The sequence below is a fragment of the Fusicatenibacter saccharivorans genome, from assembly GCF_027667425.1.
In the GTDB taxonomy this organism is placed as follows: Bacteria; Bacillota; Clostridia; order Lachnospirales; family Lachnospiraceae; genus Fusicatenibacter; species Fusicatenibacter saccharivorans.
This window is the reverse complement of record NZ_JAQEGR010000004.1, coordinates 164,457-190,806: the sequence shown is the minus strand read 5'-3', so window position 1 is coordinate 190,806 and position 26,350 is coordinate 164,457. Positions and strand designations below refer to the sequence as shown.

The 26,350-nt window shown below is 48.1% G+C and carries 20 protein-coding genes and 2 tRNA genes; 4 read left to right on the top strand and 18 right to left on the bottom strand.

Annotated features, from left to right (window positions below; genetic code table 11):
* Nucleotides 1-21 precede the first annotated feature (21 nt).
* The 6 genes from trmL to PGS38_RS05400 all read right to left on the bottom strand — a co-directional run bounded on the left by trmL (nt 22) and on the right by PGS38_RS05400 (nt 5,993).
* Complete coding sequence (gene trmL, locus PGS38_RS05425; protein ID WP_117802093.1) at nt 22-522, bottom strand: tRNA (uridine(34)/cytosine(34)/5-carboxymethylaminomethyluridine(34)-2'-O)-methyltransferase TrmL; 501 nt, start codon at nt 520-522, stop codon at nt 22-24.
* A gap of 32 nt (nt 523-554) precedes the next feature.
* Nucleotides 555-1,535: an AIR synthase-related protein gene (locus tag PGS38_RS05420; RefSeq protein WP_118666573.1), complete on the bottom strand. Its 981-nt coding sequence runs from the start codon at nt 1,533-1,535 to the stop codon at nt 555-557.
* A 135-nt stretch (nt 1,536-1,670) separates the two neighbouring features.
* Nucleotides 1,671-3,224: a VanW family protein gene (locus tag PGS38_RS05415; protein WP_118600860.1), complete on the bottom strand. Its 1,554-nt coding sequence runs from the start codon at nt 3,222-3,224 to the stop codon at nt 1,671-1,673.
* 55 nt (nt 3,225-3,279) lie between these two features.
* Nucleotides 3,280-3,438: a hypothetical protein gene (locus tag PGS38_RS05410; protein WP_022462412.1), complete on the bottom strand. Its 159-nt coding sequence runs from the start codon at nt 3,436-3,438 to the stop codon at nt 3,280-3,282.
* Between the two features lie 24 nt (nt 3,439-3,462).
* Complete coding sequence (locus tag PGS38_RS05405; protein ID WP_055220616.1) at nt 3,463-4,200, bottom strand: 3'-5' exonuclease; 738 nt, start codon at nt 4,198-4,200, stop codon at nt 3,463-3,465.
* A 41-nt stretch (nt 4,201-4,241) separates the two neighbouring features.
* Nucleotides 4,242-5,993 (bottom strand): B12-binding domain-containing radical SAM protein, encoded by a 1,752-nt coding sequence (locus PGS38_RS05400; protein ID WP_118640371.1) that lies wholly within the window; start codon nt 5,991-5,993, stop codon nt 4,242-4,244.
* A 180-nt stretch (nt 5,994-6,173) separates the two neighbouring features.
* Here PGS38_RS05400 and PGS38_RS05395 point away from each other — a divergent pair.
* A tRNA-Phe gene (locus tag PGS38_RS05395) sits at nt 6,174-6,246 on the top strand.
* A 170-nt stretch (nt 6,247-6,416) separates the two neighbouring features.
* On the opposite strand, the gene PGS38_RS05390 is transcribed toward PGS38_RS05395, so the two are convergent.
* Together PGS38_RS05390 and PGS38_RS05385 are read right to left on the bottom strand one after the other, a co-directional pair.
* The gene (locus PGS38_RS05390) at nt 6,417-7,037 is read right to left on the bottom strand and encodes a sugar O-acetyltransferase (protein WP_022462409.1); all 621 of its coding nucleotides are present in this window, start codon (nt 7,035-7,037) and stop codon (nt 6,417-6,419) included.
* A complete protein-coding gene (locus PGS38_RS05385) occupies nt 7,034-7,381 on the bottom strand; it encodes an MATE family efflux transporter (protein WP_022462408.1) in 348 nt (115 codons plus the stop codon). The genes PGS38_RS05390 and PGS38_RS05385 overlap by 4 nt, the downstream gene beginning before the upstream one ends.
* A gap of 130 nt (nt 7,382-7,511) precedes the next feature.
* Here PGS38_RS05385 and PGS38_RS05380 point away from each other — a divergent pair, with 130 nt between their 5' ends.
* Nucleotides 7,512-8,420: an AraC family transcriptional regulator gene (locus PGS38_RS05380; RefSeq protein WP_022462407.1), complete on the top strand. Its 909-nt coding sequence runs from the start codon at nt 7,512-7,514 to the stop codon at nt 8,418-8,420.
* 151 nt (nt 8,421-8,571) lie between these two features.
* The gene (locus PGS38_RS05375; RefSeq protein ID WP_022462406.1) at nt 8,572-10,524 is read left to right on the top strand and encodes a glycoside hydrolase family 31 protein; all 1,953 of its coding nucleotides are present in this window, start codon (nt 8,572-8,574) and stop codon (nt 10,522-10,524) included.
* Between the two features lie 143 nt (nt 10,525-10,667).
* On the opposite strand, the gene PGS38_RS05370 is transcribed toward PGS38_RS05375, so the two are convergent.
* The 7 genes from PGS38_RS05370 to PGS38_RS05340 form a co-directional block, all read right to left on the bottom strand.
* Nucleotides 10,668-12,419: a sensor histidine kinase gene (locus PGS38_RS05370; RefSeq protein WP_118600861.1), complete on the bottom strand. Its 1,752-nt coding sequence runs from the start codon at nt 12,417-12,419 to the stop codon at nt 10,668-10,670.
* 236 nt (nt 12,420-12,655) lie between these two features.
* Nucleotides 12,656-14,701, bottom strand: coding sequence for a glycoside hydrolase family 31 protein (locus tag PGS38_RS05365; protein WP_117760707.1), 2,046 nt, complete (start codon nt 14,699-14,701; stop codon nt 12,656-12,658).
* A 127-nt stretch (nt 14,702-14,828) separates the two neighbouring features.
* Entirely contained in the window at nt 14,829-16,499 is a 1,671-nt protein-coding gene (locus tag PGS38_RS05360; protein ID WP_158554970.1) for a type 2 periplasmic-binding domain-containing protein, read from the bottom strand.
* Between the two features lie 55 nt (nt 16,500-16,554).
* Nucleotides 16,555-17,466, bottom strand: a complete 912-nt coding sequence (locus tag PGS38_RS05355) for a carbohydrate ABC transporter permease (protein ID WP_119188503.1) — start codon at nt 17,464-17,466, stop codon at nt 16,555-16,557.
* Between the two features lie 38 nt (nt 17,467-17,504).
* The gene (locus PGS38_RS05350; RefSeq protein ID WP_243104862.1) at nt 17,505-18,446 is read right to left on the bottom strand and encodes an ABC transporter permease; all 942 of its coding nucleotides are present in this window, start codon (nt 18,444-18,446) and stop codon (nt 17,505-17,507) included.
* A gap of 253 nt (nt 18,447-18,699) precedes the next feature.
* The gene (locus tag PGS38_RS05345) at nt 18,700-20,262 is read right to left on the bottom strand and encodes a response regulator transcription factor (protein WP_117804703.1); all 1,563 of its coding nucleotides are present in this window, start codon (nt 20,260-20,262) and stop codon (nt 18,700-18,702) included.
* Between the two features lie 106 nt (nt 20,263-20,368).
* Complete coding sequence (locus PGS38_RS05340; protein ID WP_055227987.1) at nt 20,369-21,781, bottom strand: amidophosphoribosyltransferase; 1,413 nt, start codon at nt 21,779-21,781, stop codon at nt 20,369-20,371.
* Nucleotides 21,782-22,149: 368 nt separating this feature from the next.
* Between PGS38_RS05340 and PGS38_RS05335 the strand changes: the two genes are divergently transcribed.
* Nucleotides 22,150-23,337, top strand: coding sequence for an MFS transporter (locus PGS38_RS05335; RefSeq protein WP_119188502.1), 1,188 nt, complete (start codon nt 22,150-22,152; stop codon nt 23,335-23,337).
* Nucleotides 23,338-23,641: 304 nt separating this feature from the next.
* Here the strand turns inward: PGS38_RS05335 and PGS38_RS05325 are convergent, their stop codons facing one another.
* From PGS38_RS05325 to PGS38_RS05315, 3 genes are all read right to left on the bottom strand, one after another.
* A complete protein-coding gene (locus PGS38_RS05325) occupies nt 23,642-24,169 on the bottom strand; it encodes a flavin reductase (RefSeq protein WP_117509337.1) in 528 nt (175 codons plus the stop codon).
* Between the two features lie 521 nt (nt 24,170-24,690).
* Nucleotides 24,691-24,762, bottom strand: a tRNA-Gly gene (locus tag PGS38_RS05320).
* A gap of 682 nt (nt 24,763-25,444) precedes the next feature.
* Entirely contained in the window at nt 25,445-26,209 is a 765-nt protein-coding gene (locus tag PGS38_RS05315; RefSeq protein ID WP_022462268.1) for a nitroreductase family protein, read from the bottom strand.
* Between the last annotated feature and the right edge of the window lie 141 nt (nt 26,210-26,350).

Below are 26,350 nucleotides of genomic sequence, written 5' to 3'. Positions count from 1 at the left end.
GATCACCAGAGTCCCGTCCGTCTACCTCCACTCATGCGTCCGCAAATGCCCCGCGAGCTGCATATGGTCAAAGCTATTCTGCCGCAGTGCCTCGTACAGTACGATCGCCACGGAATTTGAAAGGTTCAGCGACCGAATATCATTAATCATCGGAATCCGCACCGCCGTCTCCTGATTATCGTACAGAATATCCTCCGGAATCCCCGCGCTTTCCTTTCCGAACATGATAAAGCAGTCCTCTTCATACTGCACATCCACATACGTCTGCGGCCCCTTCGTCGTCGCATAGTAAATCTTCGCCCCCGGATTTTTCTCCAGAAAATCCTCGTAACTCTCATACACTGTCACATCCAGCTTCGGCCAGTAATCCAGCCCCGCGCGCCTGACCGCCTTGTCCGAAATATCAAACCCCAGCGGCTTAATCAGATGCAGCCTCGTCCCCGTCGCCACACACGTCCGTCCGATATTACCTGTATTTGCTGGAATCTCCGGCTCATGAAGAACAATATTCAAATGTGCCATTTTACCAATCACTCCTGTCGTATATTTAAGCCTTATCTGCCAACCCGGTACATCTCATCCATCTGCGGCTTATCCAGATACCGGACCTCTTCCCCGTTCCGGAGAATCCTCTCCTTCCCGGATGTCGTCCGCCCAATCACCGCCGATGGAATCCCTTCGAGTGCCATTTTCTGCACCAGCCCCTCGCCGTCCGCCGCCGCAATCAGCAGCGCCCCCGTCGAAAGCATCTGATACGGATTCACCCCGAAAAATTCACAGATCTCCACCGTCTCCTGCTGGATCGGAATCCTCTTCAACGCCACATCAAGCCCGATACCCGCGCCGTCCGCCATCTCCCAGAGCGCCCCGAAAATCCCGCCCTCCGAGAGATCCTGCATCGCAGCCGCACCGTGCTCGATCGCAATCTCCGCCTCACGGCAGACAGAGTAATCCTCCGAAAAATCCGCCGCCCCATGGATAAATCCCGGAGAAAATCTCGTCAGAAGCTCATCCCTTCTTGTCTTTGCCAGATAAGACACCGCGCCAAGCGCAATCCCCTTCGTCACGACAAGATCCAAATCCGCTGTCACACACGACGGATCAAACAGCCCCGCACGCGTTGTCCCGCCTGCCGCCGTCACGGTAAGCACCGGATACAAAACCCCGTCCGTCACCTCCGTATGCCCGCCGATCACCGCAGTTCCATACCGCACACACGCACCGTCAACCGCCCGCATCAGCTCCTTTAAATCCTTTTCTTCCATCGCCTCCGGCAGCATCAGCGACACCAGCACTCCTTTTGCCGATGCCCCCGCCGCGGCCACACTGTTGCACACCCGGCAGACCGCGAGCACCGCGTCCTCCGGATCCTTCACCAGCACCGGCGCACACGAAAACACCTGCGTCTCCTTTTCTCCTGCAAATGCCGATACCCCACGTCCAACCGCCGGCCCTGCTGCGTCCTCTCTTTTCTGCCCCAGCATCTTAAACACCGAGCGCACCAGCACGCTCTGCTGTAATTTACCCTTTCGCATCCCTTGTCCTCCTCGAACTTCCTGTTTCAAACGAAAAAGCAGACGGAATCCGTACTCCTTTTCCCTCTGCTTTCCCATTTTTCACGGAAAATGTTACAGTTCACTGGTTCCCAGCGAACTGTAACCAGAAAACGCCTAGTCCTCATCGTCCTCCGTTTTCTCTGTATTGCTGCTGTCGTCCGTCTTTTCCGTACCATCCGAATCCGAATCATCGCTGCTGTCTTCCTTCTTCTCCGAAGAACTCGATGACGAACTGCTCTGGCTGTATTTCGCTGCAACTTCCTTTGCTTTTGCAAGATCATTTGCCGCAATCGCCGCCTGCATTTCCGCACGCGCCGCTGCATTGTCCGTCTTTGTTCCCACGGTATAGACATCCGATGTCATGCGGTAAGTGCTGGAATTCACCTGCTCCTTCGTCTCATTTCCATTGTCATTCACAATCTTCCACAGCCGCGCCGTCGAACCCTGATAGCCGTACGATGTCTGTTCAATTGTTCCAAACGATGCATTCGCATCTTCCGTCAGGCTCGGCGTCGGATCCTCCGTGTTTGTCGTCTCACTCTCATAGCGGACCGTGCGGTTCGGATCTCTCGTCTCATGGCCGTAGATGGCAAAATGCAGGGTGCTTCCGTCCGCGCTCGCCTCAATATAAATCGGCGCATCCGTATTGTTGATGAATTTCAGGTCTTTCAATCCCTCTGCAATCGCCGCATCCATCGACGGATCCACATAGTGGACAATCATGGAATGGCTGTACCGCTCCGTCACCTCAAGCTCTGCTTTTAAGACAGCAACATAGAGCGTTGTGGAAACCTGGCAGATACCGCCGCCGTACGAATCGACGACCTTGCCCATCTCATACGATGCTGCCAGTGCATAACCATTTTCCGCATCAAACGGCACAACGACCGCCTCTACGGAAAATTCCTCGCCCGGCTGTACCAGCGTTCCGTTAATCTTCTCTGCGCCGACTGCGACATTCTGTTTTCTGCCGCTCGTACCGTTGCCATACTCCGTCGTACCCTCGCCGAGCAGATCTTTGACAAGTGCAAGCTGCTCCGGATTACCGCCTGCCGGTGTTTCTTCTGTTACCAGTTCTACGCCGCCGATGCCGCCCCGCCAGCTTGTCGTCAGGTAATTGACAACCTTCGCCATGGACTCATCCACGTTGACGCTGCATCCGGTCTGGCCCGGATTGACGATAAATTCGCCGTTTTCGCGGGTCAGCGTTGCATCTGTTGCCTCGCGGTTCAGCACAGCCGTGTTGTTTTCTACCGCCTGGCGCGCTGCCTCGCCATCGACTGTATATTTCAGGGAAAACGTCACCGTCTCTCCATTTTTGAGCCGGTTCTGTGTCAGGAACCGCTTCAGTACATTGCCTTCCTGCCCGATTGTGACGGCTTCTCTTGCCACCTCCGGGTTGGCACAGGAAAGTCCGAGATCCCCTGCTGTCACCTGTGCATTCTGCTCTCCGGCAGACAGGTTGATAACCGAGGGTTTTAACTGTTCAATTTTGTCGTTTACTGCCTGTGTGATCTGCTCTTCGGTCATACCGCCGACGGAAATGTCTTCTACATAGATTCCGTCCAGCGCTGTCCGGTCATCCGCTTTGACTGGTTCTGCCAGAAAGCAGAATGCGAATGCGATAAGCATCACCAGCAGGCCTCTCATTTTTCTGCTGTTTTTCATACTGTGCCTCTTCTTGATCCGTTTCCCATTTCACTCTGTCTTTTACAGAATCTCTTTACACCAGCCATAAAAGTGCTGGAAGAACCATACCAAGCACCATAACCACTGCAAGAATCAATGCCAGTATCTTTGCTGCATTTCTCTTCTTTGCCAGCGGATCTTTCTTCTTTTTCTGTGCCTCTGTCGGGGCTTTTCGATTGACTTTATTACTCATCGTTCCATCCTTTCTTTTTCTCTTCTATTTTTTCTCAGTTCTCTGTCGTTTTTCCATTCTTCCATGTGCCAGAATAATCTGATCGATCATGCGGGATGCACGGCTTTTTGTGAGTGCTCCCCACTCCGGTTCGAGATCCAGCTCATGGTACCGGATCAGATCCGCCAGATATTTTTTCTGTGCCTCCGTCGCCGGAACCTCACGTTTCATTTTGGCCTTCAGAGGCGCTGCGGCAAACCATTCCGGGTGATCTTCCGAAAATCCTTCTTCCAGTTTTCGGAACAGTGCCAGCGTTTCCAGCACATCGTCCATCGCACGGTGTGCGTGTTCCCGCGGGATCTGATAGTAGCCGCAGAGTGCTTCAAGGCTTCTGCTCTCCAGATCCGGGAGGGCTTTCCGTGCAATTTTCAACGTATCCCACGCTTCTTTTTCAAAGTCCAGACGGGCATTTATCGCTGCCTGCTTGATGAAGCTGTAATCGAACAGAATATTGTGCCCCAGAAGCGGCAGGCCGCCGCAGAAATCCAGAAAGCCGCGGACAGCAGTCTCCACATCGGGCGCATTCGCAATCATCTCATCCCGGATTCCGGTGAGTTCCGTGATCCGCTCCGGCACTTTTCTGCCCGGATTGACGAAAGTCTCATACGATGCCGTGACCTCTCCGCCCTGCACTTTTACTGCACCGATCTCCAGAATCTGGTCTTCCTTTACAGAAAGACCCGTTGTCTCAAGATCGAGCACTACAAAATCTTGTATTTTCATCTTTTATTACCTTTTCTAGTATCTCATGTTCTTTTGAAATGTCAAGCGTAAAAAAGCTCACTACAGTCGATCATCTCCGCATTTCCCGTCAGCGGATCGCGCTTCTGATAATCAAACAGGAGTACCATACGCGCCTTTTCCCCGTTTCCGAGCACATCGTAATCAAAAACTTCCACATGCGTCATGCGCTGCAGCTGCTTCCAATCGTATGTCGTATACGATGGCAGAAGCGTTCTCGTTTCGGCTTCCTTCTGGTAAAAATCACGCGATTCGTTTTTCCATTCCGACGGATCCTTTGCAAAATGCGGCCGCGTCTTCATATTTTCCCGCGCATACAGATCGAGTACCATCATCTGGCGGAAGAATGCTTCGTCCTGCTGTTTTTCGTCCCGTAAAAACTCGAGCAGAATTTCATACCGCTGGATCCGGTTATGCGCCGCCTCACTGTAGCCCTTTGCCCGGTAGAAATCACCGAGTTCCTGGAAGAAGTCGAACGGGTTCTCATACAACCGCTCGATCATCGGCAGCGTGTGGACAAACTGACCGCTGTTGTAATAGACTTCTACCATCTCTTCCACGTCTTTCAGTTTCAGCACATCATCATACGGCAGCCATTTTGTATAAAGCACCTCATACGGCTCCCGTTCCTGATAATGGCAGTCATATTCTTTCGTATGCTCATACATAAAGGAGCCTCGAAGCACTTTTAAAAATCCGAGCTGCAGCTGCTGCGGCCGGAGCGCATAGACATCCGCAAAAGAACGGCGGAAACTTGCATAGTCCTCGTAGGGAAGTCCCGCAATCAGGTCCAGATGCTGGTGGATGTTTCTTCCTTTCGCAATCCGATTGACAATCTCTGTCACTTTTCCAAAATCCATCTTCCGGTGAATTGCTTCGATCGTCTGCGGATTCGTAGACTGCACGCCGATCTCGAGCTGTACGAGTCCCGGCCGCAGCGTATTCAAAAGTTCCAGCTCTTCTTCCGTAATCAGATCGGCAGCAATTTCAAAATGGAAATTTGTCACACCATTATCATGTTCTGCGATGAATTTCCAGATCGCCATTGCGTGATCTTTTTTGCAGTTGAAGGTACGATCTACAAATTTAACCTGCGGTACCTTCTGCTCCAAAAAGAAGGCAAGCTCCTTTTTTACGAGATCGAGATTTCGGAACCGGAGCCTTTTATCAATGGAAGAAAGGCAGTAGCTGCACGAGAACGGACAGCCACGGCTCGACTCATAATAAATGATGCGGTTCTCAAATTTTTTCAGGTTTGCATAGGGAAAATCCACCTCGGACAGATCCATAACCGGACGCCACGGGTTGCTTTTGACTGCACCGTCTGCATCACGGTATGTAATGCCATGGATCTCCTCCAGCGTTTTCCCCTCCATCCCATTCCCCTGGTTCTGATAATAAACTGCTATTTCCCGGAAAGTCACTTCTCCCTCGCCTTTCATAATTCCGGCAAGGAACGGATACTGTTCCAGCATCTCCTCTGCATGGTACGAAACCTCCGGCCCGCCAAGCCAGATCTTTGTTTTCGGACTGATTTTATGATATTCTGTAATCAGATCCTCTACGATTGATATATTCCAGATGTAGCAGGAAACGCAGACAACGTCTGCACGCGCCAGAAACAGGCTTCGCAGCATGGAATCCTTTGACTGATTGATCGTAAATTCGCGGATCTCCGGGAACACGCCGGCTTTCTCCGCGCTCGCCTGCAGTGTATAAACTGCGAGATTGGAATGAATATATTTTGCGTTGACCGCAGTCAGAATAATTTTCATAATCTTTCTAATACTTCTCCTTGGTTCCTCTTTGCATATCTTTTATACTACCACATTCTCGAACGAAAATACACCGCCATTCCTCCAAAAGCACAATTTTTTCGAGATTTTCGATAAAACAGTTGCAATTTTCGCGAATCCATGTTATATTAACAAAGGTTTCCAACAGGAAATCAAAATGCCCAGATAGCTCAGTTGGTAGAGCAGAGGACTGAAAATCCTCGTGTCGCTGGTTCGATTCCGGCTCTGGGCATTTTTTGCTGCACAAAAGCAGGATTCACATTTTTTTGCCACAGCAAAATCCGGCAGAATCTCCTGTCTCCCTATCGCAAAAAAACTCTGCACCGCATCCCCGGAAATTCCCGGATGGATACGGTACAGAGTTTTTTTCATCGCACAACTGCCCAAGAAAGCTTTTCGTTTTTACAGATTTTTGATGACCTCCCATGCTTCATCATCAAATTTTCTATCTCTGAAATAATACTGTTTATCTTCTTCGGTAATCTTCCGAATGACTTTACACGGATTTCCTGCTGCAATCGACCAGTCCGGAATGTCCTTTGTTACAACACTTCCGCCGCCGATAACAACGTTATCTCCGATATGTACGCCTGGTAAAATAACGGTATTTCCGCCAATCCAGACATTATCTCCGATGGTAACTTCAATGCCGTATTCATACGCACTGTTTCTTGCCGCCGGATGCACCGGATGACCTGCAGTATAGATGGCAACGTTCGGCGCCATCTGGCAGTTGTCTCCGATTTTTACCTTTGCCACATCGAGAATGGTGCAGTTATAATTTGCAAAGAAATTTTTTCCGACCTCAATATGAAAGCCATAGTCACAGTAAAATGGCGGATTGACAAATGCACCCTCGGATTTTCCAAACAGTTCTTTTACAATGGCTGCGATTCCGTCAAAATCCGAACGGTCGATGGTGTTCAGTTTCTGCGTCAGTCTTCTCGCATTCATCTGCTGCTCCATCACCTCTGCATCGGAAATGTACGGTAACTGTCTGTCTCTTCTCTCTACGTTTTTCATTGTTCTGTATCCTCCCTGGTAATATTATTCACCCACTGATATTTTTTATAGTGTCTGTAAACGGCAGGAAGCTTAATCATTTCATCCAGATTCAGCAGGAAATAAACGACCATGACCGTTGTTCCGATCGTAATCGCCGCATAAAAGAGATTCAGGACAAAAGAAATCTGTGTGGCAAGCGAAACTGCGGACAGGGAATTCTGGTCCAGCGTACCGACCATTAACGCATCGGACGCACTTACCAGTGCATTCATCAGATTCTGTACAACCATCGGGATCAGCAGTGCAAGAAGTTTCCGGTAGAATTCTGGATCTTTTTTCTTGATTTCCCTCTGATTTTTCATTTCTTTTTCCTTTTTTCTGTTTTATTCCATACACGTATATGTTATAATCATATTATCTTAGGTTTTGCGTTTTTTCTACGACAATATTCCTTATTTTTTATAATAATTGTACTTTTTCACGGAGGTTTTTATGATAAATGACCCAATTACAAAAGTCATGCAGGACGCATCCGAGATCGTCCGCTACGATGAAGTCGGCATTCCGCTTTATATCCGGGAAGGACTGCTTTCTTCCTATCCAGATCACCGGGCGCTCTGCCACTGGCATGAGGATATCGAATGGGTACAGATCCGCTCCGGTCAGATGAACTACTATATCAATGGAAAAAGAGTCCTTTTAAACGCCGGGGAGGCGATTATCGTCAATTCCCGCCAGATGCACTACGGATATTCCGAAAACGGCCAGGAATGTGACTTTATCTGTATCCTGTGCCATCCGAAAATCCTCACCGCGAACAGCGTTCTGTACCAGTCTTATATTACGCCGGTTCTTTCGAATCCGGCTCTGGAATATCTTCATCTGAAGCCGGAAAATCCGGAAGATACTGAAGCGCTGCAGACCCTCCCGGAAATTCTCCGGCTGAAGAAGGAACAGCCAACCGCCTACGAAATCGAGGCTGCTGCTCTGCTTTCCCTTTTGTGGTGCCGTCTTTTGCGCACGCATCCGATGATGCCGGACGGCAACACCGCCGTCTCACAGGATCCAGATCTTCTGATCCAGCGCGATATGGTTTCCTATATTTACAGCCACTACAGTGAATCCATCAATCTGGAAGAGATCGCCGCCGCCGGAAAAGTCTGCCGCAATAAATGCTGTCAGATTTTCCGCCGCTATCTTTGCCAGAGCCCAATTGATTTTCTGAATCATTACCGTCTGGAAGTAAGCTGTCATCTGCTAAACACAACCAAAATGTCCATCGCGGAAATCTGTACCGCATGCGGTTTCAATCATCAGAGTTATTATTCCAAAATTTTTCTGCGTACTTACCATTGTACGCCGAGAGATTTCCGGAAACGCGCAGAAGGCCTGCCAACATAACCTGATTTTTTTCTGTACACGTTTTTTTGTTAAAAAAAGGAAGAATTTTGCTAGACATTTTTCCGATCCCTGTTATAATAAAATTACAAAGGTGTTGCGCTAAACCTAACCAAAACACTATATTTTCCATTTATTTTACAAGGAGGATGACATGGTAAAAAAATTTGTCTACGGAACCCCATTTGAAACCGAAGCTGTCGTAAAAGAGATCCCCTCTTCCGAAGGAAACCCGGATTACGGTACCTTCTCCACCGAGAACGGCTTCTCCTTCACTACAAAGCTTGCTGACGAGGACATGGTATTCGGACTTGGCGAAGCCAACCGCGGCATCAACAAACGCGGCTTTCTTTACATCAGTGACTGCGCCGATGATCCAAATCACGTAGAGAGCAAAACCTCTCTGTATGCAGCACACAACTTCATCATCATCTCCGGCAAGACACACGTAGGATTCTTCTTCGATTATCCGGGCACCCTGCGTTTCGATATCGGCTACACGACTTCCGATACAATGACCGTTTCCTGCGAAAACGCAGATCTCTACGTTTACATGATCACCGGTGATTCCGATCTTGATATCGTAAAACAGTTCCGCGGCATCATCGGACGCAGCTACATTGCTCCGAAGTTTGCTTTCGGTTACGGTCAGAGCCGCTGGGGCTACAAAACAGAGGATGATTTCCGCACGGTAGTGAAAAAATACCGCGAAAACCATGTGCCGCTCGATATGGTTTACATGGATATTGACTACATGCAGGATTACAAGGACTTCACCGTAAATGAAGAACGTTTCCCGGATTTCGAGGGATTTGTACAGGATATGAAAAAAGAAAAGATCCATCTCGTTCCGATCATCGATGCCGGTGTGAAAGTCGAAGAGGGTTATGACATTTACGAAGAGGGCTGTGAAAAAGGCTACTTCTGCCGCCGTGAGGATGGCTCCTACTTCGAAGCTACTGTATGGCCGGGCTGGACTCATTTCCCGGATGTCTTAAATGCAGATGCCAGAAAATGGTTTGGTGACAAATACGATGTTCTCGTTTCCAAGGGAATCGATGCCTTCTGGAATGACATGAACGAGCCATCCATCTTCTATTCCCAGGAAGGCCTTGCTGATTTCAAGGAGACTGCAAAGAAATATGTGGAAGGTGACCCGGAGGTTCCGCACTACATGGTAGGCGGAAAGCTTCAGGCACTGGCAAACAACCATGAGGACTATAAACGCTTCTATCACAACGTAAACGGCGAACAGGTCCGCCATGACAAGGTACACAATCTGTTTGGCTACAACATGACACGTTCTGCCGGTGAAGCTTTTGAACGAATTTCCCCGGATAAGCGAATCCTGATGTTCTCCCGTTCTTCCTACATCGGCATGCACCGTTACGGTGGAATCTGGACCGGAGACAACTGCTCGTGGTGGTCACACATCCTGCTGAACCTGAAGATGATGCCGTCCCTCAACATGTGCGGTTTCCTCTATACCGGAGCCGACCTCGGCGGATTCGGTACAAATACCACAAGAGACCTGCTGCTCCGCTGGCTGGCACTTGGTGTTTTCACTCCTCTGATGAGAAACCATGCTGCACTCGGAACACGTGAGCAGGAACCTTACCAGTTTGAGCATATCGAGGACTTCCGCAACGTCATCGGCGTCCGCTACCGCCTCGTTCCGTATCTGTACAGCGAGTACATGAAGGCTGCTTTAAACGACGATATGTACTTCAAACCGCTTGCCTTCGTTTATCCGGACGACAAACTGGCAAGAAATACAGAAGATCAGTTGATGATCGGTAATGAGATCATGATCGCACCGGTTTACACCCAGAATGCCATCGGCCGTTACGTATATCTGCCGGAAGAAATGATGTTTGTAAAATTCCTCGGCAATGGAAACATGTTCCAGGAGGTTCTTCCAAAAGGTATCCACTATGTAGAAGTTGCCCTGAATGAGGTTCCGCTCTTCATCCGCAAAGGCTGCGCAATCCCGGTTGCTGATTTTGCAGAATCCATACCGGATATCAAAGAGGAAAGCATCCGCATGGTCGGATACGAAGGCGCTTCCTACGAGCGTTATACCGATGACGGAGTTTCCCGTATCTGATACAGAAAACAGTTTTTGAATCATCTCCCCCTTTGCAGGAGCTTCCCGGAGCCATCAGGTTCCGGAAGCTCCTGCAGTTTTTTCACGCAAAAAGGCGGGAACCCTCTATGTTTCTCCGGGTTCCCGCCTTTTTTCTTTTCGCTTTATTCTGTTTTAGGCAGCCGCACCTCTACGACGGCTCCGTAATTTTCATCCATATTGGAGCACGTAATGCTCGCCCGTTCGCCGTACATCAGCGCCAGGCGGCGTTTTATATTGGAGATGCCGACATGGTGACGGCCGTGGTAGATGATAGGCGTGTCGTTTTCGATTGCATCCAGTGCCTCTTTCGAAAATCCGTTTCCGGTGTCGGAAATACAGATGTAGAGGTACTCACCGTCCTCGTACGTCTCGTTTGTGAGATATAGGGAAATCTCACTCTTCCGGTCCAGGGATACACCGTGTACTACGGAGTTTTCCACCAGTGTCTGCAGCAGAAGAGACGGAACCTTCCATTCTCCGATATCACCATCCGTCGTTGCTTCAAAGGAAAAGGCTTCTTCTCCGTACCGCAGCTTCTGGATGCGGATATATGCCTCAATGTGTTCCAGCTCTTCCTCCACATCGCGCTGCTTCTTGGAATCCTGGAAAATGTAGCGCATATAGTCGGACAGCACCGTTGTGATCTCAACGATCTCGCCTTCGTTATTCTTATCCGCAATGCCATGGATCAGGCTCAGGCAGTTCAGAAAGAAGTGTGGCTTGATCTGTTCCTGCGTATATTCCAGCTCGGCTTTCTGTTCTGCAAGCTCTTTTTCATAGATCGCAATTTTCAATCCCTGTATTTTCCGCAGCAGTTCCTTGAATTTGCCGCTCACAGACTCCAGCTCTAACAGATTGTTGCTTCCATCATCATTCAGACTCTGCTCTTTTTCCAGCTCCTCCAGTTTTTGTCCGAATTTTTCCAGCGGTTCCAGAATCCGGTGGTAATATGCTGTAATTTCCAATGCGCAGACAATCAGAAGAACCGCGATCAGGACGACGAATGCAATCTGCATAATCAGTACATTCTCAAGAATACCTCCTCCCGGCAGAACCATAAGATTGATTTTTCCGACCGTGCCAAGCTGGTAGGAATAGACCGTCGCATTTTTCTTCTTCTTTCCCGCTTTGGAAAAATCGATAATCTCATTTTTATATTTTTCCGACGTATCTGCCTGCGTCATGACACGGCCTCTGGCATCCACCATAAACGGAATGACATCATACTCCTCTGTTTTGGCGCGGATGGTTCGGAAAATCAGGTTCAGATTGATGACACAGCCGATAACTTTTTTGTTTTTCGCGTACCAGCCTACAATATAGTCGTCGTCGCCAAACGTAATCACAGTCCATTGTGTGCTGATCGAATCCTTTGATGTCATAATCTGCAGATATGACATCAGCATCTGATTCAGCGTTGTCATTCCCTTACTCTCGGTAAACATAGTTCCACTGTCCGTAATCAGAACATTGGCTTTCTGACCGTAGACGAAGAAGGTCTGTACCTCATGGTAACGGATTTTCAGCACACGGTTTCGCTCCCGCAGCGTCTGCTCCATTTCATAATACTGAGCATCTGTCGATGTTATCTGATCCGGGATTTCTTTGATGTTGCTGTCAGAATCCAGCAGATAGATCAGTTCACTGTTGATCTGCGACATATCACGGTTGATCTGATCGACATAGAGCTTTGCCGTATCGGCAATATATTTATCTGCCAGCTTGCGGTTTTCCCAAACGCCCCAGAGCAGGCAGACAACAAGCCCCATCAGGACCAGAAAAACCGGAGTTCCAAGCCGCAGGGACGTATCCTTCAAACTGCGTATTCGAACGCTGCGCAGCATCCTTCGTTTTCCTTTCTGCCAGAGATTCATAAGCGCATCCACCCCTCCTTTTTTCTGTCTGCAGAGCGACTGCCGGACGCCGCACCTTACCGCGCAGCTCCGGCAGTCATTTTACACTCACAGAATATATTTGCAGCTATGTTCTTTGTAACACAGCCCATTATATCACATTTTTTCGCTTTGTGCATGCAAAGTCCGTGTTTCACATGGTGAGAACAGGATTCTTTGTTGCCGTTCGCCTGCTACCGGTGAGCGGTAACATTCTCTTATTCAGAGAAAATGTTCAGCAGCTTTTCTGCATCCGCTCCTTCTTTTACGAATACCGGAATAGTATCCAGCGGTGCAGCAACCGTTACGTTCTGTCCTCCCTCATACTTTTCTCCGGTCCATGCGTTAAACCATGCTGTTCCATCCGGGAGATAAACCTCGCGCTCCGTTACGTGATCCTCCATCACAGGTGCAACATAGAGATCCGGTCCGAACAGATAAGCATCCTCCACATTCCAGCTTTCCTGATCTGTCGGGAAATCATAGAAAACAGGCCGCATCATCGGAGTTCCGTCCTCATGTGCTTTCTTCATCTGTGTCCGGATATAATCTCTCAGGCGCTCACGCAGGAAAATATATTTCTTTGAAATTTCATATGCCTTATCGCCAAAACTCCAGATCTCATTATCGCTGCCGGAGCCGATCTGCTCTGCACCGTAGCCCTCCTGTGGATTGCGGTTTCCATGCAGACGCATGACAGGACAGAAGCATCCGTACTCAAACCAGCGGATGTACAGACGATGGAAATCCGGGTCGTCGGTTCTGGCGCCGTGGAAACCGCCAATATCGGTGGTCCACCACGGAATACCGGCAATCGCCATGTTAAGCCCTGCCTGTACCTGGCGCCGGAAGCACTCGAAGGTACTTACAATATCGCCTGACCATACGAGCGCACCATATTTCGCGCTGCCTGCCCAGGCAGAACGGATCAGGCTGATTGGCATAGTATCGCCTTCTGCCGTCATGCCATCATAGAACGCTTTCAGATAATATTTCGGATAAATATTTCCGACCTCCTGTACGCTTCCGAGCTGATAGCGGTAGTTCTTGAAATCGTAAACGCTGTATTCCGGCTCTGCCACATCCAGCCAGAAGAGTTTTGCACCCTGATCGTAATAATTTTTCTTGATTTTTTCCCAGACATATGTTCTTGCATCCGGGTTGGTTGCATCGAAGAAGACTTCATTTCCACCACAGAGCATCGTCAGCGGTACACCGTGCTCCGTGCGAACCAGATAGCCCTTCTCTTTCATCTCCTCGAAGTTTTCGGAATAAATGTCAACGGTCGGCCATACCGACACAACAACCTGAATTCCCATCTCCTTTAATTCGCGGCACATGCCCGGCACATCCGGCCAGTATTTCGGATCAAATTTGAACTCGCCCTGCTTTGTCCAGTGGAAGAAATCGACGACAATCACATCAAGCGGTACGCCAAGCTCTTTGTATTTTCTTGCTACAGACAGAAGCTGTTCCTGATTCCAGTAGCGGAGCTTACACTGCCAGAAGCCCATGCCATATTCCGGCATCATCGGCGGTTTTCCGGTCAGCGTCATATAATTCTCCTCGATCTCGGCAGGCGTATCACCTGCAATCACAAGATAATCGATTTCTTTCCCGGATTCCGTTACCCATTCCGTTCCATTATTCGCAAACATCACCTGTCCGACGCCCGGATTGTTCCATAAGAAGCCGTAGCCGATACTGGAAAGATAGAACGGAACACTGACCTGTGAGTTTCTCTGTGCCAGCTCCAGCATACAGCCCTTCAGATCCAGCTCATGCTGCTGATACTGTCCCATTCCGAAGATTTTCTCACCTTTTCTTGCTACAAACCGCGCTACAATACGGAAATTATCCCCGACACCGTTGCTGTACTCGCGTCCCATGATGTTGAGCGGCATGCTTTCCTCGTCGCGCAGACGGCGGAAATGCTCCTTTAACAGAACTCTTCCATCCTCATGATAGAACGTAATGACGCTGCCGGAATCGATCACTGCATGAAGCTTTCCATTTGTGATTTTTCCGTAGGAAGTATCCGTTCCCTCGTACATATTGGCAAAGGCTCCGCCTTTTGCTGATGGATCCTCAAAGATTTCAACCTCTCCCGCATGCGCGTCCTTTGCTTCCAGCGCCCAGTCGCGGCCGGTAAAGCTTCGATTTTTTGTCGCGCGCACACGCAGTGCATCTTTTCCCCACGCTTCGATGCAGACGGTCTCGCCATCGTAAGAATAAATTAACTTACCCTCTTTTTCCAAAAACATGTAAAAATCCTCCTTTTGTCAAAAACGGCAGGTCATTTCTGGCCTGCCGTTTCTCCTGCTATTTTGCACCTCAGACATTGATCCGCCGGATCAACGCCTGATTCTTACAGGTAATGTTATTTTCTGTTTATTTTGCCAGATTTTCTTTGTATGCATTGTAAGCATCTGTCTGAATCTGGAGGAACTCGTCAATACCCATAGCTTTCAGCTGATCGATGTAGGAATCCCATTCATCATCGATGCCGCCGTCTACTACCCAGTGTGCATACTGTGCTTCTACATATTTATAGATATCGGTTCCGATTGCCGTGATTCTGGAAAGGTCTTCGTCAGTGTACTGAACCATCGGGAATCCACAGTTTTTCTCAGTATCAACGTATTTCTCATTGATTGCATCATCGGCCAGTTTGACACCATCGCCCTGATCCTCCGGAAGAGAAACTTTGTCATAGAAATCCTCGTTCATGTATTTTGGTCCGAAGTCACGTAAGGAATTGGACCATGCGGAAGTATCCAGAGAAGATCCATCGCTTGGCACATCTACATTGTAGGTTCCGTCGCCATTGTCTGTGATCTGGCTTCCGATCGTACCATAGAAGGTCTGTAACGATGCAAGATCGGTATAAAATTCATCTGCCCATTTCAGCAGAGTGTCAGGATCTTTACAGTCTTTGGAGATCATGAGCTCACGGTCGGAGATATCAAGGTAATTGGTTGCTGCTTCTACGTAGTGATTTCCATCGTAGCCTTCTACTGCCTCAAGGGTCTTAAACTGATCTACGTTCGGGCCAACCTGAGCATCTGCAGTCCATCCAAAGATAAGACCTACCTGAGAACCGCCATCTGCCTGCTGTTTTGCTGTCTGCATAGAGCCGTCCTGTGTGAAGTACTCAGGGTCAACAACGCCCTCTTCCCATAACTGACGCATCCATTTTACTGCTTCTTTGTAATTTTCTTCCATCGGCATGAAGACCGGTTTTCCTTCGCCATTCAGTCCCATGTAGTTTCCGTCACGGCTTACCATGGTTCCGAACGGGGAAAGGATGTGGCGCAGATCACCGCTTAACAGTCCGCTGCTTGCCGCATTTGTGATACCGATCTCGTTGGTCGGATCGCCATCGCCGTCAGCATCTTCTGTCGCAAATTTAACAAGAACCTCTTCCAGTTCTTTATAGGTCTTCGGTGTTTCCAGTCCTAAGTTATCCAGCCATTCCTGGTTGATGCACATAACATCGCCGCAAACCTTCGGACGAAGCGGAAGCTTCTTCGGTAAGCTGTAGATTCTTCCGTCACGGCTGGTGCAGACTGCTTTCAGTTCCGGATCAGCCTCAAAGGCTGCTTTCAGGTTTGGCATATCTTTTTCGATCAGATCTGTCAGATCCAGGAATGCCGATTTGTTCTGTGCCATATCTGCCTGTGTTAAGCAGATGGAGCCAAGAAATGCATCCGGGAGGTCTCCGGAAGCCAGCAGCAGAGATTTCTGCTCGGACCAGTCACTGTTGTAATAAACCTGCCAGTCGATGTTGATATTCATCTTGTCCTCGATTTCTTTCATGACGCCTTCATGCAGGAAATCGGTCGGCCAGGTATCGGTCCATCTTACCGTTGCAATCTTATAGGTTGGGCGGTCACTGGTATCTGTCGTGTCACTGGCAGAAGATTCTGTCTTGGCAGAGCTTGCTGCAGTGCTTCCACTCGTACTTTCCGTTCCTCCATTGCTTCCACATCCTGCAAGCAGTCCGGCTGCCATTGCGGCCGAAAGAGCAACGCTCCAGGCCATTTTTGTTTTCTTTCGCATCATCATCTCTCCTTTATGATTTTTTATTTGCAATACTTCTCTCCTGTCCGCAGGATCAGCCTTTTAGTGATCCGAGCATAACACCCTGATTGAAGTATTTCTGCACTAACGGGTACATACACATGATCGGCGCGGAGGAAACCACGATGATCGCGTATTTGATGAGGTCGGCCATCTGCTTTGCCTCAACAGCTGCAGCGCCGGTACTCATGGCACTCATGGTCTGATTGCCGACCAGAATGCTTCGAAGGACAATCTGCAGCGGCTGCAGACTTTCGCTTCGGATATAAATCAATGCATTAAAGTAGGAGTTCCACTGTCCTACTGCTGCCCACAGGGCAATAACAGCGATAACGGCTTTGGAAAGCGGAAGCACAATCTTGAAGAAGAATCCAAGGTATCCACATCCATCCAGCTGCGCCGCCTCCCAGAGATCCTCCGGGATACTGTTGTTGAAGAACGTTCGTCCTACGATGATGTAATACGTTACAACGGAGAACGGAACAACCATAACCCAGAAGGTGTCCAGCAGATGAAATCTCTGTACTGCCAGGTAGGTTGGGATCAGACCGCCGGTGAAGAACATCGGGATCAGGTAAAATGCTGTGAAAAATCTTCTTCCATACAAATGCTTTCTGGAAAGCGCGTAGGAAGCCGGAATATTGACAACGAGTGTCACAAGCGTTCCCATAATTACGTAAGCAATCGTATTACGGTAGCCGGTCCACAGCTTTGCATAGCTCGCCAGCTGTTTGTATCCTTTGAAGTTAACTCCTTTTGGAAGTAACATAATCTGTCCGTTGGATACGGCTGCCGGATCACTGAACGATGCAATGACGATGAAGTACATCGGATACAGGGTGATGATGATCAGAAGCACGCCGATCGTATACAGGATGATATCGAAAATCCAGTCTTCTCTGGATTTCTTTACTTTATTTGTTGATACTGCTTTTGCTTTACTCATATCTTTGCTCTCCATTCCTATGTAGGCTCAAAATTCTGTCAGATCAGTGAGGTATCACTCATTTTACTGGAAATGAAGTTGACTGCCAGAAGAAGAACCAGGTTGATAATGTTGTTAAACAGGCCAATTGCAGCGGAAAGGCTGTACTGGCTGCTCACAAGGCCCATCTTATACACATAGGTGGAAATGATCTCACTTGAGGTACTGTTCAGTGTATTCTGCAGCAGGTAAACCTTCTCAAATCCAACGCTCATAACGCTTCCCATTCTCATGATAAACATGATGGTTGCCGTCGGCAGCAGAGCCGGAACGTCGATGTGGATCATTTTGTGCCATTTGTTGGCGCCGTCCATCGTTGCCGCTTCATACAGGGTCGGGTCTACAGAGGAAAGTGTTGCGATATAGAGGATACTGTCCCATCCTACATGCTGCCATGCCTCAGACCATACATAAATGTGCGGGAATGCTTTTGCACTTCCCATCAGGTTCGGGAGCTTGAATCCAAGCAGTCCGACCAGCTTTGCGATAATACCTGTACTTGGGGAAAGAAACAGGATCAGCATTCCGGCCATAACAACGGTGGAGATGAAGTGCGGCAGATAGGTTGATACCTGGAAGAATTTTTTAAACTTCTGTGCCTTCATCTGGTTAACCAGCAGTCCCATGATAACCGGAAGCGGGAATGTTACCGCGATGGTGTAAAGACTGATGATAATTGTGTTTTTAATGGTCAGACCGAACTGATAGGAGTTAAAGTACTGTTTGAAGTATTTCAGTCCAGCCCAGCTGCTTCCCATAATTCCATCCGCAGGTGTAAAGTTTTTAAATGCAATCACAATTCCGTACATCGGGTAGTACGTAAACAGTGCAAAAATGATAATAGAAGGAATCATCAGTAAATATAATGGCCTGCTTCTTCTCACTCCCTCTACAAATCCTATGGAACTCTTCTTTTTGGTTTTACTATGGTTGGCGCTCACATATCATCCCTTCTTTCCTTTAAATTTTTCGTAACTGTTCAGAGTCCCATCTCGATTTTTCTTCCATTTCGCATGGCTCTGAATCGTTACAATTTTTCTTTTTCATGCTCTCGTTTCAACCGATGAACATATTATACAAAAAAGAGGGGCGTTTTTCTATCATTTTTCGGCAGTCTGTATATTAAAAAAGAGATGTCTTTTCACATCTCTTTTTTAATCAGAACGTTTTTTTGTTATTGACATCGTTTTTTTGTTATTTTTGTCTGCTCCGGTACTCATTTGGTGTACATCCGACCAGCTCCCGGAACGTTTTACTGAAATAAGAAAAATTTCCATAGCCGACTTCCATCGCAATTTTGCTAATCGGAAGCGATGAACTGCGCAAATACTCCTTTGCCCGCTCAATGCGCCGCTCAGCAATATAATTCGGAAGCGACATTCCCGTTGTTTTCATAAAAATTTTGGAAACGTAGTCCTCTGAGAGGAACACTTTTCCTGCAAGCACGGATCTTGAAAGATCCTCGTTCAGATTCTGTTCGATATAGTCTTTTAGCTGCTCCACCACATTGTCACTGCGGGATTCGTTCTTTTTCTGACCTTCCAGCACATCAAACAGATAATCGATGAACGCATGGGCACCTACCACAGAGAGAACCGCCTCTCTCCGTTTCGTTTCATACTCTTCACTGTCAAAAATCTGTCCGAAAACAATATTGCTCTCTTTTAAATAAACATATATATTCTGTATCATTTCTTCAAAAAAACGACTTGTGAAATCTTTTCGCAGACCGCCGCTTTTCTCACGCTTTTTCAGATATTCCTGCAGCTTTTCCCGCACAGCCGCAAGGGAATCGGATCGCTCCATCTCAGCCAGATACGTTTTCCACGGCACTTCCTGATAATCGCGCTCTACAAAGGACCAGCGTGTCTCATACAGAATTCCTGTTTCGTCCGGCACTACATACTTTTCCATCTCTTCGAGCTGATCGCGGCTCTTTGGAATCTCATCCAGTACCACCGATTTTCCCATATACATACAGAATCTTGCCGGAAATGCGCCCGCCAGACAGGTCCGCAGTCCTGCCAGTTCCTCCTGCGTTCCCATCGCACTTCCGTGATTTCGCAACACAACTGCCCATTCCAGATCACTGACATGTACCACGGTTTCCAGTTGCATTTCTGTTGTTTCCACATATTCCGTCAGAACATTTGTAATCACAAAATTATATAAGCTGATCTCTTTTTTATAATGCTCCTTATCCGGAATCTCCAGTACACGCAGCAGAATCAGACGGAAGGTCTCATCCGGAGTACAATACCCTCTCTTTTTTGCCCTTTCAATCCAATACTCCTCCTGCAGACACTGAACCAGAAGATCCTCCCAGAATTGCTTTTCATTCTCTCCTTTTTTCTCCTGTTTCTTCTGTTTTTGATGTTTTTCCTGCACAATCCCGACAATTCTGCGCAGCGCTGTTTCCAGATCCACATTGGAAATCGGTTTTAACAGATATTCCCTTGATGACAGCTTCAGCGCCATCTGCGCATACGCGAAATTTGCATAGCTGCTCAGGAAGGTACATTCAATATCCAGCTTTTTGTACCGGATCCATTCCAGAAGCTCCAGCCCGTTGCCCTGCGGCATATCAATATCACACAGCAACATTTCAATCGGATACTCTTCCAGCAGCTTCTGCGCCTGGCGGATGTTGTTTGCCGTAAATACCATATCAATTCCAATTCCGCTCCAGTTGACGGTTTCTTCCAGCTTTTCCACCAGAAGCTTATCATCATCTACAATCAGAATACTAATCCCCATAGGTAAGCCTCCAATATATTTTTCTTCTTTTTCCTACAGAAAAAAGCCAGCCGACAGACTCTTATTTTTCTGTCAGCTGGCCTGTTTAAAAACCATTATAACCTGTTTATTCTTTTCCGTCAAAGCAATAGGTACACATTTTGCATTTCGGCAGTCCGATCGACTCTACCAGATCGTCCAGACGGTGATATCTGAGGCTGGTGAAATTCTGACGGCGGCAGATTTCCTGGCACATGGACTCGTAGCGGTCGCTGGTCGGATCTGCATACTCTTCCAGTACTTTCTCTGCGTTTTCTCCCTCTTTTTCCAGAATAATCCGTCTGGTGATCAGATCCAGCTCGGATTTGGAGCGGGAGAAATTCAGGAATTTGCAGCCATACAACAGCGGCGGGCACGCCGGGCGGACATGAACTTCTTTTGCACCACTCTGATATAAAAATTCCGTTGTCTCACGGAGCTGCGTACCGCGCACGATGGAGTCGTCGATCAGCAGCAGTTTTTTCTGATCGATCAGTGCCTGCACCGGGATCAGCTTCATTCGGGCAATCAGATTTCTCTGTTCCTGATTTGTCGGCATAAAGGAGCGTGGCCAGGTCGGGGTATATTTGATGAATGGTCTTGCAAACGGAACTTTGGACTCATTCGCATAGCCGATTGCATGGGCAATTCCGGAATCCGGCACGCCTGCAATGAGATCCGGGTGGACATTGCTTCCCGCATCACGTTTGGCAAGCATGGCACCGCAGTGATACCGCATCTCCTCTACATTGATCCCCTCATAGGACGCAGTCGGGTAACCATAGTAAACCCACAGGAAGGAACAGATCTTCATCTCCTCCTGCGGCGGCACGAGCATCTCGACGCTCTCCGGCGTAATAAAGTCAATCTCACCCGGTCCGAGTTCATGGTAATCCGTGTAACCCAGGTTCAGATATGCAAAATTTTCAAAGGATGCACAGTACGCTCCCTCTTTCTTGCCAATAACAAGCGGGGTGCGGCCTTTTTTATCGCGCGCAGCGTAGATGCCGTCTTTTGTCAAAAGCAGCAGGGTCATGGAACCGTCAACAACATCCTGCAGATGGCGGATGCCCTCCGGAATTGTCTTTTCACTGCAGATCAGAGATGCCGCAAGTTCGGTCGCATTGATCTGACCGGTGCTCATCTCCTGGAAATGGGTGCGGCCGTTGCCGTAAACCTCTTTTAAAAGCTGATCCATGTTGTTGATTTTTCCAACCGTGGTAATCGCAAAGCTTCCAAGGTGTGACTGGATCAAAAGCGGCTGCGGTTCATAGTCGGAAATGCAGCCAATGCCGAGGTTTCCCTCCATTTCTTCCACATCACGCTCAAATTTTGTACGGAACGGTGAATTTTCAATGTTGTGGATAGCACGTGAAAAGCCATTTGCTCCGTATGTCGCCATACCGCCTCTTCTTGTTCCGAGATGTGAGTGATAGTCTACTCCATAAAACAGTTCCAGTGTACAGTCTTTTCTTGATGCAACTCCAAAAAAGCCTCCCATTTCTTGTCTACCTCTCTTTGTGTATTTTTTCTCCCTTGTGTTCTCTTAAATATGAATGCCCCGGCAAACCGGGATGCCCGGTTACTGTTCACCGATGCGGGAACCGCAACCAGTCTTCTTTTAGTGTACCACGATCTTCTCCGTACTGTAAAGTACAACTAATAAATTTGATATAAAAAATAATCTACATTAATAAATAAATTTACAGCTTTTTCCACAAAGATTTTACTGTAAAATCAAAAAAAGAAAGTATTGATTCTTTTTATCGGTTATGATACTTTAAAACTGCTTATGAATCTTGGTTTTGCGTTAAACGCAAGAAAACGATTCATTCTTATTTTATCTTTTCTTAAGAGGAGGTTTTTACCATGGTTTCACTTTTGTTACCAGTCATTTATCTGGCATTCATCAGTCTCGGACTGCCGGATTCTCTGCTCGGCTCAGCGTGGCCGGTCATGTATCAGGAGCTTGGAACTTCTGTTTCTTCTGCCGGCATCATTTCTATGATTATTGCCGCCGGAACAATCGTATCCAGTTTGAACAGCGACCGTCTGAATACCCGCTTCGGCACCGGAAAAATCACGGCAGTAAGCGTTCTCACAACAGCAGTGGCGCTGTTTGGATTCTCCGTCAGCCACTCTTTTCTCGCCCTCTGCCTCTGGGGTATCCCCTATGGCCTCGGCGCCGGAAGCGTGGACGCAGCCCTGAACAACTACGTTGCCCTGCACTATAAAGCCCGCCATATGAGCTGGCTGCACTGTATGTGGGGCGTCGGATGCAGCACCGGTCCGGTCGTCATGGGATATGCCATCAATCATTCCACCTGGAACAACGGCTACCGTACCATCGCATTGTTTCAGATTGTGCTGACTCTGATTTTATTTTTCAGTCTTCCGCTCTGGCAGAAGCCATCTGCTGATGCTTCTGCAGATGAGACCTCCGTTCCGGAACAGAGAAGTTTTTCCCGCCTGATCCGCGTTCCCGGTGTCAAAGAGGTTCTGACCTGCTTCTTCTGCTACTGCGCGGTAGAATCTACTGCCGGCATGTGGGCTGCAAGCTACTGTACTTTGTTCCGCGGCATCGATGCAAAGCGTGCGGCAAGCTGGGCAAGCCTGTTCTACATTGGCATCACGATCGGACGGTTCTTCTGCGGTTTCATCACAATGAAATTAAATGACCAGAAAATGATCCGGCTCGGACAGGCTGTGATCGCAGTCGGCACGATTCTGATGCTGCTGCCGCTTGGCGATTCCCTTCTGTTTATCGGCCTGATCCTGATCGGACTTGGCTGTGCGCCGATTTATCCTTCCATCATTCACGAGACACCGGCAAACTTCGGTGCCGACTTAAGCCAGGGAATCATCGGCATCCAGATGGCCTTTGCTTACGTCGGAACCTGCCTGATGCCGCCGGTTTTCGGTGTTCTCGGCCAGCATATTTCCTTCGGACTGTATCCGGTATTCCTGATGGCCATTTTGATTCTGATGGTTGTAATGGCAGAGCGGATGCACCGCGTAACGGCGGAAAAGAGAAATTCTTATAAAGCCAACTATTAATCCAATTATTCTGCAGCAGAATGGTCCCCTTGGATCAAACTCTGATATACTGCGTACAAAAAAGTACATCTGATCAGGTTACTCCCTGATCAGATGTACTTTTTGTAAATTTCGGAAATTTTTTCAAGCACGCTCCGCTTCAAACTCTTTCACCACATCCTCCAGCAGGTTTCTGATCTGCAGGTGCTGCAGACATACTTTCTCACATTTTCCGCATTTCACGCAGTCTGATGCCTTTCTGCCCGGTGCAGTATATACAAGATTGTGATAAGAAATACTGATACATCACGCCAATTTTCCTGTTTCATTCCTCAATCATGCCAAAGACATCTTCAATCTCTCCCATATACAGATAATGGAGATCGCCATCTTTATATAAAGTATCGCGCGTAAATTCCGGCAGATCTTCTTTCTCCATTCTGACCGCATAGATTTTTTTGCAGACAAAGGTCAGCTCTGCCTCTTCAAATCCAACCGCATTTCCCAGCATCTTCGGTGTCAGACTGGTCAGACTGATCTTATCCGGCACATCATTTCCCGATTTTGATCCCAGGATTCCAAGATCCTTCCGATATTTCTCTGGAAAAAAGCAGACCGTAAACTCGTCTTCCTTCTGCAGAATCTGATGCGTCCGGCGGCTTTCACGGATAAATACGGTAATGATCTGCTTTCCTTTCTTTGGCGGTCCCCAGATCGTCCCCATCGTACCCCACCCGATCGTCATCGTATTATACTCCCTTGGCGTACCCGCAGTACACAAACCCCAGCGGTCATCAAAAATAGAAAACACATCATACTTTGCGGTTTTAAAATTCTCCATCGTAATGTTCATACTACATTCCCCTTTCGCTGATTTGCTTTGTTATCCTTAGCATACCGTACGGTAGTAACTACCGGGCAAGAACTTTTTTTTCGAAGCCTTGAATTTTTATAAAAACAGGGAATTTTTTTATTTTAGAAATAAGAATTGTATGTTATACTAATGAACGTTGCCACTCCCAGACAGGCAGAGAAGGGAGGGTTGACAGTGCAAGAACTATTCATTTCATTTTTTCTTTCCGTTATGGCAAGTATAGTAGCCTACTATATCTGCAAATGGCTGGACGGTAAGAAATAACTGGCAGCCAGCCTAAGGTTTAAGCCGCCTTGCCCAAAAGGCACAGAAAGCCCCACGAGTTGCAGCTCGTGGGGCTTTTGTTGACTTTGCAAGCCATTCATTTCATTGCCTATCGGCATTATAGCATATGAAAATTTAAAATGCAATATTCTTAAGTTTTAAAAATAAGATTTCTTTTTCATCTATTTTTCCACAACGCAAAAACCGGAATGCTTACACATTCCGGTTTCCAGTAGAGCGCGAGACGGGATTCGAACCCGCGACCCCAACCTTGGCAAGGTTGTACTCCACCCCTGAGCCACTCGCGCATTTATTAATTTTTATCTTGCTAAGTGCTCGCTGCACCTTACAAATGATACTATACAGGAACTCCCCTCATTTGTCAATACCTATTTTCAATTTTTTTCAAAAAAAATCAAAAGTATCTACGATTCCCTCAATTTTCGCTCTCCATCAGACACCCGCACAGCTGTCTTCCCCCCACAAATTCACACCGAACCACCCTCCTGACGAATCCAGACTCCTTTCCATCCGTCCTCCCAACCTCACATACTCACGCCGATCCGCCTCCTAGCGGATCCAGACCTCTATCCACCCCACATGCTCACGCCGATCCGCCTCCTGGCGGATCCAGACCTCTATCCACCCCACATGCTCACGCCGATCCGCCTCCTGGCGGATCCAGACGCTTTACCCCCGTCCCCACCGTCAGACCTCGCGTGGCTTCGTGCCTGCGGTGCAGCGGGCATAGAAAAAGAGGGCAAGAACTGTGAGCGCAGAAGGGGCCCGGAAAAATGGGATGACCTCTGGTGCACAACACCAGAGGTCAAAACGCACTGAGTCGGGAAACCATCAGGTTTCCTGACGAATTGCGTTGATTCCCATTTTTCCGGGCCCCTTCCGCGCCACAAGTTCCGCCCTCTTTTTCTCGCCCGCTGCACCGCAGGTACGAAGCCGCACGAGGTCGTCCGCGGTCGTCCGTATTCACCTCTACGCCTTCAGAATCGCGCTCAGCACATACTGATTATTTGAGAAGTTTTTCTGCGAAATATCCCCGAGTCTGATCAGGTCGACATCCAGCCACAGCTCCTCCGCTGCCACCATCATATTTGCAAACATAATCCCAAAATTCACCTCATCCCACTTCCGAAGCTTCTCCACACTGTGCTTCTTCGAGAAAATATGAATCCTGTTATCATAAACCACAAATCTCCACGGCTGGCTGTTCATACTGGATGGCGACAGTCTCGCCGCCTCCAGCATCTGCGTCATCCACTGCCGCGGCACCTCTTTGAACACGCAAAGATCCTCCAGTGGCAGTCTCTTTGCCTCACTTTGCCGTCTCGTATGCGAACCATGACTCTTACCAAAAGCGACGATCCCCACCAGCCGCTTTCCGTTCTTCTCAAGCTCCGCCTTTTTCACACGATTACTTCCGATAAAACAGGTTCCCAGTCCGATACTGCACAGATACAGCACCATCTGCTCCATAATATAGCCCACATTCATCAGGTATCGCTCTGACTCCTCCGAATAAAAAGCCATATAATACGGCGCCTTCACACTGAACATACTGAGCATTCTCTCCTGCCCTTTCCGGTTGTCCAGAATCGCCATATCCACACCGATGCCGGAAAACAACGCCGGCATTTCCTTGTAATGCTCCCAAATCTTATCTAATGTCTGCGGCGGAAGCGTGTCGAAACAATAATTTCTTACTGATTTTCTAACAAAAATAGCCTCATATAAATTCATACTCTCACCCTTTATTCATCTGCTATCCGTCTGTTTTTTCAAAAAACCGGCTGCGGCTGCCCTGTTTTTAAGGTCAAAACCGCCTTCCGAAAATATTTTGCTTAATTTCCTTTCTTCGACAGAAATATGGAAATTCTCCCT